This window comes from Actinoplanes sp. NPDC024001, assembly GCF_040638955.1.
In the GTDB taxonomy this organism is placed as follows: domain Bacteria; phylum Actinomycetota; class Actinomycetes; order Mycobacteriales; family Micromonosporaceae; genus Actinoplanes.
Window position 1 is genome coordinate 1 of sequence record NZ_JBEZZB010000329.1, and the last position, 3,806, is coordinate 3,806.

A 3,806-nucleotide genomic window follows, 5' to 3' on the forward strand; every position below is an offset into this window, starting at 1 on the left:
TACCGAGCTGCTCACAATCTCAAAAACCCACCCCCCCGGGTGTGGTGGCGCGGGGGGGGGGGGGGGCCCCCCTTTCCGCCCCCCCCCCCCCCCCCCGAGGCCGGTCAGCCGTAGTAGGCGTCCCTCATCAGTTGCTGCATGTCCGCCAGCATCGGCATCCGCGGGTTCGCCGGTGCGCACTGGTCCTCGTACGCGTTCATCGCCTGCTGGGGCAGGGCGGCCATGAACTGGCTCTCGTCCACACCCAACTTGGCGAACGACGGCTCGATGCCAACCGTGTCCCGGAGCGTCTCGACGGCTGCCGCCAGGGACTCGACCGCCTCTGCTGGTGTGGCGGCGGGCAGGCCGAGCATCCGGGCGATGTCGGCGAAGCGCTCGGGGGCGCGGTAGCTCTCGTACTTGGGCCAGCCGGACAGCTTCGACGGCATCGTGCCGTTGTAGCGGATCACGTGCGGGAGCAGAACCGCGTTGGTGCGCCCGTGCGCGATGTGGAAGGTGGCGCCGAGCGTGTGCGACATGGCGTGCACGATGCCGAGGAAGGCGCTGCCGAACGCCATGCCGGCGATCGTGCCGGCGTTGTGCATGTGCTCACGCGCCTTCGGCTCGCCGGCCACGACAGACTGCTCGAGGTTCGCGAAGATCAGGCGGATCGCGTGCAGCGCCAGCCCATCGGTGAAGTCACTCGCGTAGACCGACACGTACGCCTCGATCGCGTGGGTCAGCGCGTCGAAGCCACTGTCCGCCGCGATCACCCTGGGCAGGCTGGCGGTGAGCTCCGGGTCGACGATGGCGACCGTCGGGCTGAGCGCATAGTCGGCCAGCGGGTACTTCTTGCCGGTGACGTGGTCGGTGATCACCGCGAACGGCGTGACTTCCGCTCCGGTGCCCGACGTGGTCGGTATGCACACCAACTGCGCCAGCGAGCCGAGCGCGGGGAACGCGAACGCCCGCTTGCGGATGTCGAAGAACTTCTCCCGCATGTCGTCGAAGTCGACCTCGGGGTGCTCGTACTTCAGCCACATCACCTTGGCCGCGTCCATCGCCGACCCGCCACCGAGCGCAATGATCGTGTCCGGCCGGAAGGAGCGCATCAGCGTGGCGCCCCGGTCCACGGTCGTCATCCGCGGCTCCGGTTCGACGTCATCGATGATCTGCAGGGCCACCCGGTTGGGCCGGGCCTGCAGCACCCTGTTGATCCGGTCGACGAACCCGAGCCGGGTCATCGTCTCGTCGGTCACCACCGTGACCCGCTGCACGTCCGGCATGTCGGTGAGGTAGCGGATCGCGTGCGGCTCGAAGTAGATCTTCGAGGGCACCTTGAACCACTGCAGGTTGTTGGTACGCCGGCCGATCCGCTTGATGTTGATGAGGTTGACCGCCGAGACGTTGTTCGACACCGAGTTGCCGCCGTAGCTGCCGCACCCGAGGGTGAGCGAGGGCAGGAACGCGTTGTACATGTCGCCGATGCCGCCCTGCGAGGCCGGCGAGTTCCAGATGATCCGGACAGCCTTCATCCGGCGCCCGAACTCCTTGACCAGGTCGTCGTCCTCGGTGTGAATGACCGCGCTGTGCCCGAGACCATGAAACTCCACCATCTCCGCGGCGCGCTGCAGGCCCTCCTCGCGGGATTCGGCACGCAGTACGGCCAGGACCGGGGCGAGCTTCTCGCGGGTGAGCGGCTCGCGCGGCCCGACCTCGCCCACTTCGGCGAGGATGACCGACGTCTGTGGCGGAACGCGGAAGCCCGCCTGCCCGGCGATCCAGGCCGCGGTCCGGCCCACCACGTCAGGGTTGAGCCGGTCGTCGTCGCATCCGGTGCCGTCGGCCGCCACGCCGAAGATGAACTCTTCCAGCTGTGCCTTCTCGGTGGGCGTGGCGACGTACGCGTGGAGCTTGCCGAACTCGGCGAGGGCGTCATCGTAGATCGCGTCGTCCAGGATGACGGCCTGCTCGGAGGCACAGATCATGCCGTTGTCGAACGACTTGGACAGCACGATGTCGTGCACGGCGCGCGGAAGGTTGGCGCTCGCCTCCACGTACGCCGGAACGTTGCCGGCGCCGACGCCCAGCGCGGGCTTGCCGGCGGAGTAGGCCGCGCGGACCATGCTGTTGCCGCCGGTGGCGAGGATCGTCGCGATCCCGGGGTGGTGCATGAGCGCGGTGGTGGTCTCCACCGAGGGCTGTTCGATCCACTGGATGCAGTGCTTGGGGGCGCCGGCCGCGACGGCGGCGTCGCGCACGACGCGAGCCGCCTCGGCGCTGCACCGCTGCGCGGCCGGGTGGAACGCGAAAACGATCGGATTGCGGGTCTTGAGCGCCATCAGCGCCTTGAAGATCGTCGTGGACGTCGGGTTGGTGACCGGCGTGATACCCGCGATCACGCCGACCGGGTCGGCGATCTCGACGATGCCGTTGATCTCGTCCTCGGCGATCACCCCGACAGTGCGCAACTTCGCCATGCTGTGGGTGACATGCTCGCAGGCGAACAGATTCTTGACCGCCTTGTCCTCGAAGACCCCGCGGCCGGTCTCCTCGACCGCGAGCCGGGCCAGCGTGGCGTGCTGGTCGAGGGCCGCTACGGATGCCTTCTTGACGATCCGGTCGATCTGCTCCTGGTCGAAGGCGGCGTAGTCGTCGAGCGCCCGCAGACCGTCGGCCACGAGAGCGTCCACCATGGTGGCGGCAGTCATCATTTCTCCTCTCCCGGTCGCCGCGGTCACGCGACGCCGAAGAACATGCCCGACCTCAGCGACTCGCGGTCGTCGTGGGCGAACTCGAGCGTGGAGTTCACATCCACGACCCCCGGGACACGTAGGGCCGATCGGGTCGCGATGTCGGCGGACGAGGCGCGGTCGACCTCGCCGCTGAGGGTGACGACGCCGTTGACCACGGCCACGGCGACGTTTGCCGAGTCCTCGACGAGCAACGGCTTGATCACCTCGTTCTCGACGTCGGCGAGGATCTCGTCGTCCGGGCGCAGATGCACCTTGAGCAGATCGCCGCGGGACACGATGCCGATCAGGCGGCCCAAGTCGTCGGTCACCGGCAGGCGCTTGACGTCCTCGGTGTCCATCAGGCGGGCCGCCGCAGCGATGGAGGTTCTGCTCAGGACGGTAACCGGAGGCTTGCTCATGAGGTCCGCCGCCGTCCGCGAGCCCGCCTTGGCCCGCTCGCCGCGACGGCGCCGGGACTCGAACAGCCGAGGCGTCTCGTCTCCCGCATACTCGATCTTGCGCAGCAGATCCGCCTCGGACACCACGCCCACCACGTGCTGAAACGCATCGACGACGGGCACAGCGCTGAAACGATGCCGGGTCAGCAGATCCACGACGTCCCGATAGGTGGCGGAGGTGTCCACCGACACGACCGCTGTAGTCATCACGTCGTCCACGGTCCAGTTCTTCATCTCGCCCGCCTTCAGTCGTCCTGACTGCGACGCTAGGACGCAACCCCGGCCAAGAGCAGAACCGACAGTCCCCCGGCCTCGGGACCTTCGGCCTGATCGTCGGGCTCCGGCGAGGTTCCGCCGGCCTCGCATTCGTCGAGGATCAGGGTCGCCGGCAATCCGCGCGCAGGAGTACCTCGGAGACGAGACGCCGCGGCGAGCCTTCGGCGGCACGCCCGTAGCCCACCCGCAGCACCATCTGAGCGACCAATCCGGAGTCGGGTTTGATGAGCAGGCGGCGGACCGCCGACACCTCGACGGGCTGGCTAATACTGCTACGGCGGTTCGTAGCTTCCGAGCGTGCTGAGTCGTTTGCGGTAGTGGGAGTCACGGGATCGTTGAAGGCAGCGGCGGCGGAAGG

At 68.2% G+C, this 3,806-nt stretch carries 2 protein-coding genes and 1 pseudogene; all 3 read right to left on the reverse strand.

Annotated elements, in window-relative coordinates:
- Window positions 1–104 precede the first annotated feature (104 nt).
- On the reverse strand, window positions 105–2,690 hold the full coding sequence (gene adhE, locus AB0F81_RS50715) for a bifunctional acetaldehyde-CoA/alcohol dehydrogenase (protein WP_360211573.1): 2,586 nt from the start codon (window positions 2,688–2,690) through the stop codon (window positions 105–107).
- Between the two features lie 26 nt (window positions 2,691–2,716).
- Window positions 2,717–3,406 carry a CBS domain-containing protein gene (locus AB0F81_RS50720; protein WP_360211575.1) on the reverse strand — a complete coding sequence of 230 codons (690 nt, stop codon included), beginning with the start codon at window positions 3,404–3,406 and terminating at the stop codon, window positions 2,717–2,719.
- A gap of 142 nt (window positions 3,407–3,548) precedes the next feature.
- Window positions 3,549–3,806 (reverse strand): annotated as a pseudogene (locus AB0F81_RS50725) (hypothetical protein); the annotation flags it as partial.

Excerpts from the sequence above, each read along its gene's own strand:
- adhE (WP_360211573.1), bottom strand. The coding sequence starts at position 2,690 with ATGACTGCCGCCACCATGGTGGACGCTCTCGTGGCCGACGGTCTGCGG.
- AB0F81_RS50720 (WP_360211575.1), bottom strand. The coding sequence starts at position 3,406 with ATGAAGAACTGGACCGTGGACGACGTGATGACTACAGCGGTCGTGTCG.